Consider the following 16,563-nt stretch of genomic DNA (forward strand, 5'->3'; position numbering starts at 1 on the left):
GCCACGAGAGGAGTCCCACCGTGTTCCTCCGCCGCATGAAGGCCGAGATGATCGCTCCTGACCAGGCCCTGCCGGGCCGCCCGCTCGCCATGCCGGTCGCCGACCGGCACGAGGTGCTGCCATCGTCGCTGAAGGGCCCCTTCCCCGAGGGCGCGCAGGTCGCCGTCTTCGGCATGGGCTGCTTCTGGGGCGCCGAGCGCCTGTTCTGGACCCTCCCCGGCGTGATCACCACGTCGGCCGGTTACGCGGGCGGTTTCACCACCAACCCGACGTACGAGGAGGTCTGCTCGGGCATGACCGGGCACGCCGAGGTGGTCCAAGTGGTCTACGACCCGTCGAAGATCGCCTACGAGGACCTGCTCAAGGTCTTCTGGGAGAACCACGACCCGACCCAGGGCATGCGCCAGGGCAACGACGTGGGCACGCAGTACCGCTCGGCGATCTACACCACGACGGACGAGCAGCGCGCCACTGCGCAGGCCTCGCGGGACGCGTTCGCGCCGATCGTGGCGCGCGCCGGCAAGGGTGAGATCACCACGGAGATCGCCCCGTTGGGCGACTACTACTTCGCCGAGGACTACCACCAGCAGTACCTGGCCCCGACGAAGAATCCGGGCGGTTATTGCAACCATGGGCCGAACGGGTTGAGCTGCCCGGTCGGCGTGGCCCGTACCGGAAGCTAGGCTGGCGGACCCCGGGCCTGCGGTGTTCGTCACACCGTGGGCCCGGCGCGTTTCCGGCATCCGAGACAGCAGGGCAGGAATCGAAGGCGTGACGGGCAACCACCCTCGGTGACGGCGCACTGTAGCAAGCTGTCACACGTTCGTCATCGTCTCAACAGGCGAACTGCAACAAGCTCTGGCAGCATTGGCTCGTATGTGCGGACTTGCGGGAGAGTTCCGCCGTGACGGTTCACGTGCCGACGTTTCGGCCGTGGAGCGGATGGCGGCCACGATGAGTGACCGAGGGCCCGACGACAGCGGCGTCTGGTCGCAGGGCCCGACCGCGCTGGGACACCGGCGCCTCAAGATCATCGACTTGTCGGCGGCGAGCGGCCAACCGATCGTGGATGCGGGCTCGGGCCTCACCGGGGTCTTCAACGGCTGCATCTACAACTACCGCGAGCTGCGCGCGGAGCTTCAGGCGAAGGGCCACCGCTTCTTCTCCGCCGGCGACAGCGAGGTCGTGGTCAAGGCGTACGCCGAGTGGGGCCTCGACTTCGTCGACCACCTGATCGGCATGTTCGCGGTGGCGATCAGCGAGCGCGACACCGGCCGTCTGGTGCTGGCCCGGGACCGGCTCGGCATCAAGCCGCTCTACCTGGCCGAGAGCCCCGGTGTGGTGCGCTTCGCCTCCACCCTGCCGGCGCTGCTGGCCGGCGGCGGCGTCGACACCACCATCGACCGGGTGGCGCTCGCCCACTACCTCAGCTTCCACAGCATCGTGCCGCCGCCGCGCACCATCCTGCGCGGCGTCACCAAGCTGCCGCCCGCCACCGTCAAGGTGTACGAGGCGGACGGCACCAGCCGGGAGCGGGTCTACTGGGACCCGTCGTTCGGCCGGGCCGACGAGCGGGCCGGCTGGTCCGAGCGGGACTGGCAGGACGCGCTGCTCGACTCGCTGACCACCGCCGTGCGCCGCCGGATGGTGGCCGACGTGCCGGTGGGCGTGCTGCTCTCCGGCGGCCTCGACTCCAGCCTGGTGGTCGCGTTGCTCGCCGGCGAGGGGCAGGGCCGCTCCGGCCTGGCGACGTTCTCCATCGGCTTCGACGCGGTGGGCGGCCGGGAGGGCGACGAGTTCGTCTACTCCGACCTGGTGGCGAAGACGTTCGGCACCGACCACCACCAGATCCGGGTGCCCACCGGCGACCTGCTGCCGCCGCTGGAGGCCGCCGTCTCGGCCATGAGCGAGCCCATGGTCAGCCACGACTGCGTGGCGTTCTGGCTGCTCAGCCAGGAGGTCGCCCGGCACGTGAAGGTGGTCCAGTCGGGCCAGGGCGCGGACGAGATCCTGGGCGGCTACCACTGGTACCCGCCGCTGGCCGGGGTGGACCGGGAGGCGGCGCTCGACACGTACGCCAAGGCGTTCTTCGACCGCGACGCGGCCGGACTGGCCCGGGTGCTCAACCCGGCGTGGCTGGCCGACGGCGACCCGGCGCGTGAGTTCGTGGCCGCGCACCTGGGCCGGGCCGGCGCGCAGACCGCGGTCGACGCCGGCCTGCGGATCGACACCCAGGTCATGCTCACCGACGACCCGGTGAAGCGGGTCGACAACATGACCATGGCGCACGGGTTGGAGGCCCGGGTGCCGTTCCTCGACCACGAGTTCGTCGAGCTGGCCGCGAGCTGCCCGCCCGAGCTGAAGCTGGCCCAGGGCGGCAAGGGCGTGCTCAAGGAGATCGGCCGGCGGGTCCTGCCGCACGAGGTCATCGACCGGCCCAAGGGCTACTTCCCCGTACCCGGACTCACCCACCTGGAGGGCAAGCTGCTCGACCGGGTACGCGACGCGCTCAGCGCCCCGGAGGCGCGCCGTCGCGACCTGTTCCGCGCCGACTACGTCGACGCGCTGCTCGCCGACCCGAATGCCGAACTGACCCCGTTGAACGGAAACAAGCTGTGGCAACTGGGACTCCTGGAAATGTGGCTCCAGAGCCACGGAATCGACTGACCGTGACCGACACCCTCGCCACCGGCACGGCACGCACCGACCGGGAACGGGTGCTGGGCCGGCGCCGGGAACGCACCGGCCCGGGCGGCGACCCGGTCGCCCCCGGTACGCCGGAGCCGCGCCGGCCGTCGCCCGAGTCCGCGGACGCCTCCGGCGTGGTGCTCGACTGCGGTTGGGGCCGGCTGGTCTTCGGTCAGACCTTCACCGACCAGCTCCACGTGGCCGACGTGCTGCGCTCCGAGGCCAACGGCGCCCGGGACATCTGCATCTACCTGCGCGACCCGCACGTGCTTGTCTCCCGGCTGCCGGACGAGCTGTTCATCGACCCGTCGCTCACCTACCGGCTGCCGCTCGGCGAGCGCCGGCCGGCGGCCACCGAGGGTGAGGACATCCCCGGGCTGGCGATCCGGCCGCTGCGCGACGCGGCCGACGCGGACGCGGTGAACCGGATCTACGCCCGCAACGGCATGGTCACCGCCCCGGTCGAGGTGCTCGTGGAGAACGCCGCCACCGACCGGTTCCTGCACCTGGTCGCCGAGGACGCGACAGGCGAGGTGGTCGGCACCATCACCGGCGTGGACCACGTGGCGGTCTTCGCCGACGCGGAGAACGGCGCCAGCCTCTGGTGCCTGACGGTGGACTTCAACACCGCGCCGCCCGGCACCGGCCAGGCGCTGCTCACCGCGCTCGCCGACCGGCTCGACGCGCGCGGCCGGGCGTACGTGGACCTGTCCGTGCTGGCCGAGAACTCCGGCGCGATCCGGCTCTACGAGCGGCTCGGCTTCCACCGCACCGGCACGCTCTGCGTCAAGCGGAAGAACCCGATCAACGAGCGGCTCTTCCTGCCCGCCATGCCGGAGGGGTACGACGAGCTGAACCCGTACGCGAAGATCGTCGCGGACGAGGCGATGCGGCGCGGCATCCGGGTGGAGGTGACCGACCCGCACTGGGGTGAGCTGAAGCTGACGAGCGGCGGCCGGACCATCCACACCCGCGAGTCGCTGTCCGAGCTGACCTCGGCGGTGGCGATGAGCCGCTGCGACGACAAGCGGGTCACCCGGCGCATCCTCACCGAGGCGGGGCTGTCCGTGCCGCGCGGGCGCACCGCCACCGGCGAGCCCGACGACGTGGCGTTCCTGGCCGACGTCGGCCCGGTGGTGGTCAAGCCGGCGCGGGGTGAGCAGGGCAACGGGATCACCGTCGGCGTGCGGACGCCGGAGGCGCTGACCGCGGCCGTCGAGCTGGCTCGGCGGTTCTGCCCGGACGTGTTGATCGAGGAGTTGCGCGCGGGCGAGGACCTGCGGGTGGTGGTGATCGACCACGAGGTGGTGGCCGCCGCGGTGCGCCGGCCGGCGCAGATCACCGGCGACGGGGTGCACGACGTCACCGAGCTGATCGAACGGCAGAGCCGCCGCCGGGCCGCCGCCACCGGCGGCGAGTCCCGGATCCCGATCGACGGCATGACCCGCGAGGTGGTGTCCGAGGCCGGCTACCGGATGCACGACGTGCTCCCCGAGGGGCAGGTGCTGGCGGTCCGGCGGACGGCGAACCTGCACACCGGCGGCACCATCCACGACGTGACCGCCGAGTTGCACCCGGCGATCGCGGAGGCGTGCGTGACGGCCAGCCGGGCGCTCGACATCCCGGTCACCGGGCTGGATCTGCTGGTGCCCGCCCCGGACGCGCCGGAACACGTCTTCATCGAGGCGAACGAACGGCCGGGTCTGGCCAACCATGAGCCGCAGCCGACCGCCGAACGGTTCGTCGACCTGCTCTTCCCGGGCACGCGGGCACCGCAGCGACTCTGGTCGCCGGCCGGTGCGGCAGGCTCTGGGGCATGACCGCACGGAAACCCGAACCGCTCAAGCTCGACCTCGAATACCTGCGCCAGGTGCTGGTGGAACTGCTGGAGATCCCCAGCCCGTCCGGGCGTACCGACCACATCCAGCAGTACGTGGGCGAACGGCTCTCCGCGCTCGGGATCAGCTCCACGCTGACCCGGCGCGGGGCGCTGAGCGCCTGCCTGCCCGGGCCCCGGTCGACCGGGGCGGACCGGGCCGTCGTGGTGCACACCGACACCATCGGCGGCATGGTCAAGCGGCTCAAGGAGAACGGCCGGCTGGAGATCAACCCGATCGGCACGCACAGTGCCCGCTTCGCCGAGGGCGCGCACGTGCGGGTCTTCACCGACGACCTGGACCGGGTGGTCACCGGCCAGATTCTTCCGCTGAAGGCGAGCGGGCACCGCTACAACGAGGCGGTCGATCTCCAGGGCGTCGGCTGGGAGCTGGTGGAGGTCCGGGTGGACGAACCGGTGACCGACGAGGCCGGCCTGCGGGCGCTCGGCATCGACACCGGAGACTTCGTCGCGCTGCTGCCCAACCCATCCATCACCCCCAGCGGGTACGTCAAGTCCCGGCACCTGGACGACAAGGCCGGCGTGGCCGCGGTGCTCACCGCGTTCAAGGCGATGGTCGACGCCGGTGTCACCCCGGCGGTCAGCGCGCACCTGCTGGTCACCGTCACCGAGGAGATCGGCCACGGCGCCAGCCACGGGCTGGACCCGGACGTGGCGGAGATCGTCTCGGTGGACGCGGCGGTGGTCGCGCCCGGCCAGCAGTCCCGGGAGAACGCCGCCACCCTGGCCATGGGCGACGGGGTGGGGCCGTTCGACTACCACCTGACCCGCAACCTGGCCTCGATCGCCAAGGAGCACGGCGTCGACCTGGTCCGGGACGTGTTCGACTACTACCGCTCGGACGCGGCGTCGGCGGTCGAGGCCGGGGCGCACGCCCGGGTGGCGTTGCTCGGCTTCGGCGTGGACGCCACCCACGGCCACGAGCGCACCCACCTGGACGGCCTGCACCACCTCACCCAACTGCTCTGCCTCTATCTGCAGAGCCCGCTGGTGTTCCCGGAGTGGGACGCCGAGCCGGAGGGCGACCTGGCCGACTTCCCGTCGCTGGCGGTGCAGCCCGCCCACATCGACGGCCCGCGCGAGGGCCCGATCGGCGTGGAGTAGGCGTCTGTGATCGAAATCCGTTGCCGAGGCCGCCGGGGAGTGGATAGCGTGGCGGTACACGGGAAAGGAGGTGGTCCAGACTTGTATAGCAATCGGACTCGTGAGGTGGCTGTCCGCTAGCCGCTGTCCTCGACAGTGAAGAAAGATCGTCGAGACCGTGTGGCAGCGGTGCGGCGAAACCACGACAGCCACCCGACCCCCGGGGTGCCGGCCACAGTCCAGCCGGCCCGCGCGTGAGCGCGGAAGCCCCGGGGGTCGCTTCATGTCGGGAGGCGGCCTTGTCCATGCGTGAGCTGGTGGTGCTGGGCACGGCCAGCCAGGCCCCCACCCGGGTCCGCAACCACAACGGCTACCTGCTGCGCTGGGACGACGAGGTGATCCTCTTCGACCCGGGCGAGGGTAGCCAGCGTCAGATGCTGCACACCGGCGTCACCGCCACCGACCTGACCCGGATCTGCGTCACCCACTTCCACGGCGACCACTGCCTCGGGCTGCCCGGCATGATCCAACGGCTCTCCCTGGACCGGGTGCCCCGCCCGGTGGCCGTGCACTTCCCGGCCGGCGGCGCGGAATACTTCGCCCGGCTGCGCCACGCGTCGAGCTTCCACGAGACCGCCGAGCTGGCCGTCGAGCCCATCCACGCCGACGGGCAGCGCGTCGCGCTCGGCATCGGCACGCTTGAGGCCCGCCGGCTGCGGCACCCCGTCGAGACGTACGGCTACCGCCTGGTCGAGCCGGACGGCTGCCGGCTGCTCCCGGAGCGGCTGTCCGCGTACGGCATCGCCGGTCCGGCCGTGGGCGAGCTGCTCCGCGCGGGCCACCTGGACCTCGACGGGCGTCGCGTCAGCCGCGACGAGGTGAGCGTCACCCGACCGGGGCAGCGATTCGCGTTCGTGATGGACACCGGGCTCTGCGACGGGGTGTACGCCCTCGCCGAACACGCCGACCTGCTGGTCATCGAGTCGACGTTCTGCGAGTCGGAGGCCACGCTCGCCGCTGAGGTCGGCCACCTCACCGCCGGCCAGGCCGCGCGGGTGGCGGCCGAGTCGGGGGTACGCACGCTCGTGCTCACCCACTTCTCCCAGCGGTACGCCGACCCGCGCCGGTTCCACGACGAGGCCCGGGAGCACTTCACCGGGGAGTTGGTGATCGCCGAGGACCTGGGCACGGTTCCGGTGCCACCCCGACGGGTACCGTCGCCCGGGTGACGCTCTCCCTACGCCCCGCTACCGAGGCCGACCTGATGGCGGTCGGCGCTCTGCACCAGCGTTCCCGGGTGGCGGCGTACTCGTCGTTCCTGCCGCCGGAGGCGCTTGCCGACCCGACCCCGGAGGCGATGGGCCGATACTGGGTGGAACGGCTCACCTGGGAGGGCATGGACCACCGGATGACCGTGGCCGAGCGGGACGGGCGGCTGGTGGGCTTCAGCTACCTGGGCCCGGACGACGAGGGCGACCCGGCGACCGGGCTGCTCCACGCCATCCACCTGGAGCCGGACGAGCGGGGCCGGGGCACCGGCCGGGCGCTGATGGTGGACGCCCTGGACGCGATCCGGGCCCGTGGTTGGACCCGGGCCGCGCTGTGGGTGCTGCGGGACAACGCCGCCGCACGCCGCTTCTACGAGCGCGGCGGCTGGCACGCCACCGGCGGCCACCTCACCGAACGCATCGGCCCCGTCACCGTCCCCCAGCTCCGCTACACCCGTCCGGTGTAAGGAGGGGCCCCCGCTTAACGCATTCGGTAGAGGAAGGGCCCCCGCTTAACACGCGCTCACGCGCCTCGCTCAGCGGGCGCCGAGGTGGGCCAGCAGGTCCTGGCGGGTCAGCACGCCCCGCGGCTTGCCGTCGACGAGCACGAGCGCCGCGTCGGCCTTCTCCAGCAGCCCGACCGCCTCGCTGACCGGCTGCCCCCCACCGATCATCGGCAGCGGCTCGCCCATGTGCCGCTCGATCGTGTCGTGCAGGTGCGCCTGGCCGGTGAAGAGCGCGTCGAGCAGGTCCTTCTCGGCGATCGAACCGGCCACCTCGCCGGTCACCACCGGCGGCTCGGCCTTCAGCACGGGGAGCTGGGAGACGCCGTACTCGCGCATGTAGTCGATGGCGTCGCGGACCGTCTCGGTCGGGTGGACGTGCACCAGCTCGGGCAGGCCGCCCGGCTTGCTGCCGAGCGCGTCGGCCACGGTCGGCTCGGTGCCGGCGTCGGCCAGGAAGCCGTACCGGGCCATCCACCGGTCGTTGAAGATCTTGGACAGGTAGCCCCGACCGCCGTCCGGCAGCAGCACCACGACCACGTCGTCCGGCCCGGCCTTGCGGGCCACCTCCAGCGCGCCCACCACGGCCATGCCGCAGGAGCCGCCGACCAGCAGCCCCTCCTCGCGGGCCAGCCGCCGGGTCATCTCGAACGACTGCTTGTCCGACACCTCGACGATCTCGTCGGCGATCCCGCGGTCGTACGTCGCCGGCCAGAAGTCCTCACCGACGCCCTCGACCAGGTACGGCCGGCCGCTGCCGCCGGAGTAGACCGAGCCCTCCGGGTCCGCGCCGATCACTTTGACCCGGCCCTCGGACGCCTCCTTCAGGTAGCGGCCGATGCCGGAGATGGTGCCGCCGGTGCCGACGCCGGTGACGAAGTGGGTGATCCGGCCCTCGGTCTGCCGCCACAGTTCCGGGCCGGTGGTCTCGTAGTGCGAACGCGGGTTGGCCGGGTTGCTGTACTGGTCCGGCTTCCACGCGCCGGGGATCTCCCGGGCCAGCCGGTTGGAGACGTTGTAGTAGGAGCGCGGGTCTTCCGGCGCGACGGCGGTCGGGCAGACCACCACTTCGGCGCCGTACGCCCGCAGCACGTCCTGCTTGTCCTGGCTGACCTTGTCCGGGCAGACGAAGACGCAGCGGTAGCCCTTGAGCTGGGCCACCAGGGCCAACCCGACGCCGGTGTTGCCGCTTGTCGGCTCCACGATCGTGCCGCCCGGCCCGAGGATGCCGGCCTTCTCGGCGTCCTCCACCATGCGCAGCGCGATCCGGTCCTTGACCGAGCCGCCCGGGTTGACGTATTCCACCTTCGCCAGCACGGTCGCCTGGATGCCCTCGGTGACGTTGCGCAGGCGGACCAGCGGGGTGTTGCCGATCAACTCGACGACGTTGTCGTAGTACTGCACCTCGTTGTGCCCTTCGTCGCGCCGCCGTCGTGGGGCGGTCGGTCAGCCGGTTTCGTCGCCAGCGTACGTGCCGTCAGGGGGCCACATGCCCGGGGATGACGGAGCTACGGCGCGCCTCCCACTCCAGGAACCGCTCCGTCTCGGCGAGCACGCTGCCGGCCAGCCAGGTGACCATGACCGCGTCGTCGGCCAACCCGAAGATCGCCAGCGGGATCTCCGGCAGCAGGTCGATCGGGGAGACGACGTACGCCGCCGCCCCGGCCATCAGCGCCAGCCGCAGCCCACCGTCGTACTCCCCCCGGCTGGTGGCCCGGATCATCCGGGGCAGCGCCGCCATCCGGGTGCCGAGCGACGGCCCGCGTCGCGCGCCGGCCGCCAGTGCCCGGGCCAGCGCGGCGAACGCGGCGCTGCGCTTCAACGTCTTCCCCATGTTTCCGCCTTTCTCCGCTGGACCAGGGTGCGTCACCCGGGCAAGCCCACCCCACTGGTACCCAGAACGGTCACCGTCCAGCCGCCCGATCAAGGACAGCGATGGTCGTGCCGGCGCGATACTGTCGGCTCATGGGGGACGCTGGTTCCGTGGCGCCGGTCCGCCGGCGACGCGCCCGGCAGATCGCCCGCCTGGCGGCGATCGGCACGGGCGCCACGGTGGCGGCCACGGCCGCCACCGGCGGGGTGCTGCTCGGCCAGGCCCGGCGGGCCCGCCGCACCATCCCGATGGCGCAGGCCCCGCCGCCGCGCTGTGACGGCGTCTACGGCGCGAGGTTCCCCGGCCCGCCGGTCACCATGGTCGTCCTCGGTGACTCCTCCGCCGCCGGCTACGGCGTCTACCGGCGTCGGGAGACGCCCGGCTCCCTGCTGGCCACCGGGCTGTCCCGCCGCCTGCACCGGCCGGTCCGGCTGCACCGCTTCGCCGTGGTGGGCGCCCTGTCGGCCGGCCTGAAGCCGCAGGTCGAGTCCGCGCTGGAGGTCGAGCCGGACATCGCCGTGGTGCTTGTCGGCGGCAACGACGTCACCAACCGCACCCCGCTTGCGCTGGCCGTGCGCTATCTGGTCGACGCGGTCCGCACGCTACGCGCCGCCGGCTGCGAGGTGGTCGTCGGCACCTGCCCCGACCTGGGCACTATCCGGCCGATCCAGCCTCCGCTGCGCTGGCTGGCCCGGCGGTGGAGCCGGCAACTGGCCGCCGCCCAGACGGTGGCGGTGGTGGAGGCGGGTGGCCGGACGGTCTCCCTCGGCGACCTGCTGGGGCCGCGGTTCGCCGCCGAGCCCGGCCGGATGTTCGCCTGGGACCGGTTCCATCCCTCGGCGGAGGGGTACGCGATGGCCGCGGCGGCACTGCTGCCCACCGTGCTCTCGGCGCTGGAGGCGGCGCCCGAACGCCGTCCTTCGCTCAGCGGTCTGGAGGGCGTACGGTCGCTTCCGAAGGCGGCTCAGGAGGCGGCCCGGCACGCCGGCACGGAGGTCACCGGCGCCCAACTGCGGGGCCGCGACCGCGGGCCGGGCGGCCGGTGGGCGCAGCTTCGCCGACGGGCCTTCTTCGGTGTCGGCGCGGTGTCGGCGACCGGCGCCGCGGCCGACCCGGCCACACTTGAGGGAACGGCATGAGCGAGCGCAGCGAGCGAATCAGCAAGCTCAGGGCGAACGTGCCTCATGACGGCACGCAGCGAAGCGGAGTGGCGGCATGAGCGAGCGCAGCGAGCGAATCAGCAAGCTCAGGGCGAACGTGCCTCATGACGGCACGCAGCGAAGCGGAGTGGCGGCATGAGCGAGCGCAGCGAGCGAATCAGCAAGCTCAGGGCGAACGTGCCTCATGACGGCACGCAGCGAAGCGGAGTGCCGGCATGAGCGAGCGCAGCGAGGTGATGGCATGAGCGGACCGAACGAGACGGCAGCCCGGTGGGGCCGGGCCGCGGCCCTGTCGCTGCTGGCCGGCACCGTGGGTGGCGCGGCGGTGCTCGCCGGCCAGGCCATCGCCGCCCGCAGCCGCGAGTACGCCCAGCCCGAGCTGGGTCTCGTGCTGCGCGCCACGGTCGGCCGGGCCGATGCGCCGCCGCTGCGGCTGGTGCTGCTCGGCGACTCATCGGCGCTCGGCGTGGGTGTCGACCGGTTCGAGGAGACCATCGGCGGCCAGCTCGCCCTCCTACTTGCCGAGGGGCCGGCCGGCCGGCGGGTGCACCTGTCGAGCGTCGGGGTTTCCGGCTCCCGCGCCAACGACCTGGCCACCCAGGTGGCCCGCGCGCTGCTCGGTGAGCGACCCGACGTGGCGGTGGTGCTGATCGGGGCGAACGACGCCACCGCCCTGACCCGCCCGGCCGACGCGGCGGCCTACCTCGGCTCGGCGGTGCGCCGGCTCCGCGAGGCGCACGTCGAGGTCGTGGTGGGCACCTGCCCCGATCTCGGCGCGGTACGCGCGGTCGCCGCCCCGCTGCGCCAGGTGCTCGGCTGGTCCGGGCGGCGGATGGCACGGGCCCAGACGGTGGCCGTGCTCGACGCCGGCGGCGCCGTGGTCGACCTGGGGACCGAGACCGGCCCGGTGTTCCGGGCCGACGCCGGCACGCTCTGCCACGACGGTTTCCATCCGTCCGCGGACGGCTACCGGGTCTGGGCGCACGCGTTGCTCCCGGCGGTCGCGGCCGCCGCGGCGGTCGCGTTCCGGCACCACCGACGGCCGCCGGCGGGGTGACATTTCCCGCCCGGCGCGCGGCTTCCACCGCAAGTTACCCGCAGGTTAACGTTGGTTCATGCCGATTGAGTCGCCCCGCGACGCCGTCATCGTCGCCACCGCCCGGTCCCCCATCGGCCGCGCGTTCAAGGGTTCCCTGCGCGAGGTCCGCCCGGACGACCTCGCCGCCACCATCGTCCAGGCCGCCCTCGACAAGGTCCCGGCGCTCGATCCCACCACCATCGACGACCTCTACCTCGGGTGCGGTCTGCCCGGCGGGGAGCAGGGGTTCAACATGGCCCGGGTGGTCGCCACCCTGCTGGGCCTGGACGGGCTGCCGGGCGCCACGCTGACCCGCTACTGCGCCTCGTCGTTGCAGACCACCCGGATGGCGATGCACGCGATCCGGGCCGGCGAGGGCGACGTGTTCGTCTCCGCCGGGGTGGAGATGGTCTCCCGGTACGCGCGGGGCAACTCGGACACGCTGCCGCCGGAGGCGCAGGCGCTTGTCGGCGGCGGTTGGGAGAATCCACGCTTCGCCGAGGCGCGGGAGCGTTCGCAGGCCCGCGCGCAGGCCGGCGCCGAGGTGTGGACCGACCCGCGGGAGGCCGGCGCGCTGCCGGACGTCTACCTCGCCATGGGTCAGACCGCGGAAAACCTGGCCCAGGTGTACGACGTGAGCCGCGAGGACATGGACGCGTTCGGCGTCCGCAGCCAGAACCTGGCCGAGAAGGCGATCGCGGACGGCTTCTGGGCCCGCGAGATCACCCCGGTCACGACGCCGGACGGCACCGTGGTCAGCACCGACGACGGCCCGCGTGCGGGGGTGACCCTGGAGGCCGTGGCCGGGCTCAAGCCGGTGTTCCGCCCGGACGGCCGGATCACCGCCGGCAACTGCTGCCCGCTCAACGACGGCGCCGCCGCGGTGGTGATCATGAGTGCCGGCCGGGCGGCCGAGCTGGGCCTCACCCCGCTGGCCCGGATCGTCTCCACAGGCGTCACCGCGCTCTCCCCCGAGATCATGGGGCTCGGCCCCGTCGAGGCGTCGAAGCAGGCGCTGAAGCGGGCCGGCATGACCATCGACGACGTCGACCTGGTGGAGATCAACGAGGCGTTCGCCGCCCAGGTGATCCCGTCGTACCGGCAGCTCGGCATCCCGGAGGAGAAGCTGAACGTGGCCGGCGGCGCGATCGCGGTCGGCCACCCGTTCGGCATGACCGGTGCCCGGATCACCGGCACCCTGCTCAACGCCCTGGAGTGGCACGACCGGACCATCGGCCTGGAGACCATGTGCGTCGGCGGTGGCCAGGGCATGGCCATGGTGCTCGAACGGCTCAACTGAGGCCGATTCGCGACGGCGCGAACCGGGTACCGCACTCGGCATGGCGACCGTCGTGGAACGCGAGCGCAAGTTCTCCGGCGATGATGGTTTCCAACTGCCCGACCTGACGGGGTGCGGTGGCGTCGCGACGGTGTCCGACGCCACCGCCCTGGAACTGGACGCCGTCTACTGGGACACCGACGACCTGCGGCTGCTCCGCAGCGGCCACGCGCTGCGGCGGCGTACCGGCGGGCACGACGCCGGCTGGCACCTGAAGGTGGGCGCGGTCGGTGGCGCGCGGGTGGAGCACCAGTTCCCGGCCGGCGCGTCCGGCGCCGGCCCGCCGGCCGAGCTGGCCGCGCTGATCCGGGGCGCGTCCCGGGGCCGCCCGGTGGCCCCGGCGGCCCGGGTCGTCAACCACCGCCGGGAGCGGCGGCTGCTGGCCTCCGACGGCCGGGTGCTGGCCGAGGTCGCCGAGGACGACGTCCGGTCCGAGGACCTGCTCGACGGCACCACGCAGAGCTGGTACGAAGTCGAGGTCGAGCTGGTCGACGGCGACGAGGACCTGCTCGACGCGGTGGCCGTCCGGCTGTCCGGGGCCGGCGCCCACGAGGTGCCGGTCAGCAAGTCGCACCGAGCGGTCGCGCACCGGCTCGCGCGCTTCGACACCCGGCCGCCCGCCGACGCGGCCGGGCCGGTCATCGGGTACGCCCGGGAGCAGCGCGACACGATCGTCGCCAACCACGCGGCGGCGTACCAGGGGGACGAGGACGCGGTCCACGACATGCGCGTGGCGGTCCGACGGCTCCGGGCCACGCTGCGCACGTTCCGCGGCCTGTGGGCCCGGCGGGAGAGCGAGGCGGTACGGGCCGAGCTGCGCTGGCTCGGTGGCGAGCTGGGCGCGGTGCGCGACCACCAGGTGATGGCCGGCCGGCTGGCCGCGGCGGTGCACGAGCTGCCGGACGATCTGGTGCTCGGTCCGGTCGCCGCGCGGACCGGCGAACGGTTCGCCGCCGACCTGGCGGAGGCGACCACCGCGTTGCGGGCCGCGCTGGACTCCGACCGCTACCCCGAGCTGCTGACCCGCCTGGACCGGCTGCTCGACGGCCCGGCGCGCGAGGTCGACAGTCGTTGGACAGCCCGCCGGGTACGCCGCGCGGTGCGCCGCGCCGACGAGCGGCTGGACCGGGCGCTCGCCGGTGGCGGCCCGGCCGGCGACGCCGCCCTGCACGAGGCGCGCAAGAAGTACAAGGCGGCCCGGTACGCGGCGGAGGTGCGCGAGCCCGCCGTCGGGAAGCCGGCCACCCGCCTGGTGAAGCGGTTCAAGCGGCTCCAGGACCTGCTCGGCACGCACCAGGATTCGGTGGTGACCCGGGAGGTGCTGCTCCGCCACGCGCTCCGGGCGTACGCCGAGGGCGAGAACACGTTCACCTACGGCCTGTTGCACGCCCGCCAGGCCGAGACCGCCGGGCACGACCTGCCGGCGGTGCTGCGGGCGCGGGACCGGGCCCGGCGGCGCAAGGTACGCCGCTGGCTGACCCGCTGACCGCTGGGCCACCGGGCGCCGTTATGCGTTGGCAGATTCCTCCGACGGTCCTAGCAACGACCTTTCTCACTCTCCCGGCGGCCCTCCGCCGGCTCCTGCGTCAGCTCCGGCCCTGAGACGGCCTTCCCGTGCGGCGGCGGGAGGGCCTATGTCGGCGCCTAGAAACTTGATGACGCAGATGAGTCAGGACAGCGCCTCGGTCCGCTTGGACAGCGGCCGTGTCCAACCGGACCTTGCCCCACCCGGACTCCATCCCCGCCCGGCCCTCGCCCGCCCGGCCCTCGCTCCCGCCTTGCCCGACGCCGCACCTACCCGGCAGGGCAACTCCGGACCTCACACTGCCGGCTGATCCATTCACGCCATCAAGTTTGTAGCGCCCGGAGAGGCACCCGTTCGGGTAGAGGCGTCACCTCACCGCGACGACCGCCGTGTGACAAGGCCGGCTTGCGACATCCCGGCCGGTCACAGCGTCAGGTCGCCGAACTAACGGAGTTCTGTGCACTGGAAATGCCGCCACTTCGGCGGGTTGGGCCGGGAAGAACACCCGCAATCAGGGCGAAGCAGGAACCTCCAGACCACGCCAGCGCCCAAAGGCACGCCGGCATCCGAAGGCACGCCGGCATCCGAAGGCACGCCGGCATCCGAAGGCACGCCAGCGCCCAAAGGCGCGCCGGCATCGAGGTGCACCGTGTCGGACGGCTGCCGCTAGAGGGCGGAGCGGGTGCGGGTCACCGCTTCGGCGGCGCCGGCCAGCACGGGTTCCGGCGGCGCGGCCAGGGCCAGGTCGGCGGCGACCACCCGGAGCTGGTCGGTCAGGGCCAGGTCGCTGGGGAGCCGGGGCACCTCCCGGCGCGGCTCGCCGGCCACGTCGGCGGCCAGGTTGGCGAGTTCCTGGACGAGCTTGTGCACCAGGTCCGCCCGGGACACGTTGCCCCCCTCGGCCGGCGCCGACCAGCGCGGCTGCTGCCAGTGCCCGACCTGTCGGACCAGCAGGGTCACCGCCCGGTCCAGCTCCGCTGCGCTCATCGTCGCCGAGTCTACGGTCGGACGGTCGGAGGAACGACGACGCCCGCCGCCGCGGGTGCGGCAGGCGGGCGTCGGCGGACGGGCGGACGGGCGACGGTCAGTCGTCACCCTGGAGGTAGCTGAGCAGCCGCAGGATCTCCAGGTAGAGCCAGACCAGGCCGACCACGATGCCGAACGCGGCCGTCCAGGCGTAGCGCTGCGGGAGGCCCATCCGGACCCCCTCCTCGATCTGCGCGAAGTTGAGCACGAAGCTCAGCGACGCCACCACGATGCAGACCAGGCTGAAGCCGATCGCGAGCGGGCTGCCGTCGCGCAGGTGCGTGTTCACGCCGAACAGCGACAGCACCAGGTTGACGAGCATGACGCCGAACAGGCCGGCGATGATCGCCATCATGATCCGGGCGAACTTCGGGGTGGCCCGGATGATGCGCGCCTTGTAGATGATGGCCATCAGGAAGAAGACGCCGAAGCTGGCCGCCACCGCCTGGAGCACGATGCCGTTGTAGGCCGACTCGAACGCCTTGCTGACCAGGCCGACGAAGACGCCCTCGACGATCGAGTAGGCCACCACGAGCGCCGGGTTGGCGATCCGGGAGAACGAGATGATCAGGCCGAGCACCAGGCCGACCACCGCGGCGCCGATCCAGGCCACGCCGGCCAGGGAGTCCGGCACGAGCACCCACGCCGCGGCACCCGCGGCGCCGAGCAGGGCGAGCATGAGGACCGTCTTGACCACGACGTCGTCGATGGTCATCGGGGTCACGGCGGGTGGGGCCACCGGCTGGCCGTAGGCGCCCGGGTAGGGCTGCTGCGGCGGGTACTGCTGGGGGTATCCGGGCTGACCGTACGGCCCGGGCTGGGCGTACCCGGTCGCCCGCTCACGCTCGGCCGCCTGGCCGAGCCGGGCGAGCACCGGGTTCGAGGACTTCACTTCTCAGGCCTCCCTCAGGGGGTCGTTCGCACGCAGACGTGCGCCTCCAGGGTAGACGGGGAGGCCAACCCGTGTGCGGCGCGAAGCTGTGGGAAACCTGAGAGTTCGGGGGTGCCCGGGGCGGGGGTCGAACCCGCACGCCTTGCGGCAGCCGCTTTTAAGGCGGCCGTGTCTGCCGTTCCACCACCCGGGCGGGTGACACCGGCGCGTCGACGCGCGTGGCGGTGCAGA

Annotated in this window: 14 protein-coding genes and 1 tRNA gene; 10 read left to right on the forward strand and 5 right to left on the reverse strand. The window is 72.9% G+C overall.

Annotated features, from left to right (window positions below):
• Window positions 1-20: 20 nt before the first annotated feature.
• The 6 genes from msrA (at window position 21) to O7602_RS24160 (ending at window position 7,403) form a co-directional block, all read left to right on the forward strand.
• Window positions 21-683, forward strand: coding sequence for a peptide-methionine (S)-S-oxide reductase MsrA (msrA, locus tag O7602_RS24135; protein ID WP_281584893.1), 663 nt, complete (start codon window positions 21-23; stop codon window positions 681-683).
• Between the two features lie 193 nt (window positions 684-876).
• Window positions 877-2,667: an N-acetylglutaminylglutamine amidotransferase gene (locus tag O7602_RS24140; RefSeq protein ID WP_281584894.1), complete on the forward strand. Its 1,791-nt coding sequence runs from the start codon at window positions 877-879 to the stop codon at window positions 2,665-2,667.
• A gap of 2 nt (window positions 2,668-2,669) precedes the next feature.
• Window positions 2,670-4,508 (forward strand): N-acetylglutaminylglutamine synthetase, encoded by a 1,839-nt coding sequence (gene ngg / locus O7602_RS24145; RefSeq protein ID WP_281584895.1) that lies wholly within the window; start codon window positions 2,670-2,672, stop codon window positions 4,506-4,508.
• Complete coding sequence (locus tag O7602_RS24150) at window positions 4,505-5,689, forward strand: osmoprotectant NAGGN system M42 family peptidase (protein WP_281584896.1); 1,185 nt, start codon at window positions 4,505-4,507, stop codon at window positions 5,687-5,689. Before ngg ends, O7602_RS24150 begins: the two co-directional genes overlap by 4 nt.
• Before the next feature lie 278 nt (window positions 5,690-5,967).
• Entirely contained in the window at window positions 5,968-6,897 is a 930-nt protein-coding gene (locus O7602_RS24155) for a ribonuclease Z (protein ID WP_281584897.1), read from the forward strand.
• A complete protein-coding gene (locus O7602_RS24160; protein ID WP_281584898.1) occupies window positions 6,894-7,403 on the forward strand; it encodes a GNAT family N-acetyltransferase in 510 nt (169 codons plus the stop codon). Before O7602_RS24155 ends, O7602_RS24160 begins: the two co-directional genes overlap by 4 nt.
• Window positions 7,404-7,472: 69 nt before the next feature.
• On the opposite strand, the gene O7602_RS24165 is transcribed toward O7602_RS24160, so the two are convergent.
• Complete coding sequence (locus tag O7602_RS24165; RefSeq protein WP_281584899.1) at window positions 7,473-8,843, reverse strand: cystathionine beta-synthase; 1,371 nt, start codon at window positions 8,841-8,843, stop codon at window positions 7,473-7,475.
• A 73-nt stretch (window positions 8,844-8,916) separates the two neighbouring features.
• Window positions 8,917-9,273, reverse strand: a complete 357-nt coding sequence (locus tag O7602_RS24170; protein WP_281584900.1) for a YkvA family protein — start codon at window positions 9,271-9,273, stop codon at window positions 8,917-8,919.
• A 131-nt stretch (window positions 9,274-9,404) separates the two neighbouring features.
• On the opposite strand from O7602_RS24170, the gene O7602_RS24175 reads away from it, so the two are divergent.
• The 4 genes from O7602_RS24175 (at window position 9,405) to O7602_RS24190 (ending at window position 14,375) form a co-directional block, all read left to right on the forward strand.
• Window positions 9,405-10,451, forward strand: coding sequence for an SGNH/GDSL hydrolase family protein (locus O7602_RS24175; RefSeq protein WP_281584901.1), 1,047 nt, complete (start codon window positions 9,405-9,407; stop codon window positions 10,449-10,451).
• A 262-nt stretch (window positions 10,452-10,713) separates the two neighbouring features.
• A complete protein-coding gene (locus tag O7602_RS24180; protein WP_281584902.1) occupies window positions 10,714-11,529 on the forward strand; it encodes an SGNH/GDSL hydrolase family protein in 816 nt (271 codons plus the stop codon).
• 58 nt (window positions 11,530-11,587) lie between these two features.
• On the forward strand, window positions 11,588-12,850 hold the full coding sequence (locus O7602_RS24185) for an acetyl-CoA C-acetyltransferase (protein WP_281584903.1): 1,263 nt from the start codon (window positions 11,588-11,590) through the stop codon (window positions 12,848-12,850).
• 40 nt (window positions 12,851-12,890) lie between these two features.
• Entirely contained in the window at window positions 12,891-14,375 is a 1,485-nt protein-coding gene (locus O7602_RS24190; RefSeq protein ID WP_281584904.1) for a CYTH and CHAD domain-containing protein, read from the forward strand.
• Window positions 14,376-15,080: 705 nt separating this feature from the next.
• On the opposite strand, the gene O7602_RS24195 is transcribed toward O7602_RS24190, so the two are convergent.
• From O7602_RS24195 to O7602_RS24205, 3 genes are all read right to left on the reverse strand, one after another.
• Window positions 15,081-15,401 (reverse strand): hypothetical protein, encoded by a 321-nt coding sequence (locus O7602_RS24195; RefSeq protein ID WP_281584905.1) that lies wholly within the window; start codon window positions 15,399-15,401, stop codon window positions 15,081-15,083.
• Window positions 15,402-15,498: 97 nt separating this feature from the next.
• Window positions 15,499-16,332, reverse strand: coding sequence for a Bax inhibitor-1/YccA family protein (locus O7602_RS24200; protein WP_281584906.1), 834 nt, complete (start codon window positions 16,330-16,332; stop codon window positions 15,499-15,501).
• A 112-nt stretch (window positions 16,333-16,444) separates the two neighbouring features.
• Window positions 16,445-16,525: transfer RNA gene (locus O7602_RS24205), tRNA-Leu, on the reverse strand.
• Between the last annotated feature and the right edge of the window lie 38 nt (window positions 16,526-16,563).

It is taken from the genome of Micromonospora sp. WMMD1128, assembly GCF_027497235.1.
In the GTDB taxonomy this organism is placed as follows: Bacteria; Actinomycetota; Actinomycetes; order Mycobacteriales; family Micromonosporaceae; genus Micromonospora.